This window comes from Microbispora sp. CSR-4, assembly GCF_008033685.1.
Lineage (GTDB): Bacteria > Actinomycetota > Actinomycetes > Streptosporangiales > Streptosporangiaceae > Microbispora.
The window spans coordinates 1-260 of sequence record NZ_VJVX01000344.1 but is presented as its reverse complement, the minus strand read 5'-3'; the positions used below and the strand labels follow the sequence as shown (position 1 = coordinate 260).

The window sequence follows — 260 nt, the reverse complement described above, 5'->3', positions numbered from 1 at the left end:
AGGGAGTCGTACGTCGGGCCGTGGTTGCCCGAGCCGTTGCTGACCGCGCCGGATGTGGCCGAGGACGTGGAGCTGGCCGAGAGCGTGTCGATGGCGATGCTGCTGGTGCTGGAGACGTTGTCGCCCACCGAGCGGGCGGTGTTCGTGCTGCGCGAGGTGTTCGACCTGGACTACGACGAGATCGCCGACGCCGTCGGCAAGAGCCAGGCCGCCGTCCGCCAGATCGCCCACCGCGCCCGCTCCCACGTCGCCGCCCGCCG

Annotated in this window: 1 protein-coding gene; it reads left to right on the top strand. The window is 71.9% G+C overall.

Going from position 1 to position 260, the window contains the following annotated elements:
• The coding region (locus tag FLV34_RS40065; protein ID WP_147945658.1) for a sigma-70 family RNA polymerase sigma factor at nucleotides 1–260 on the top strand (260 nt) is incomplete at both ends.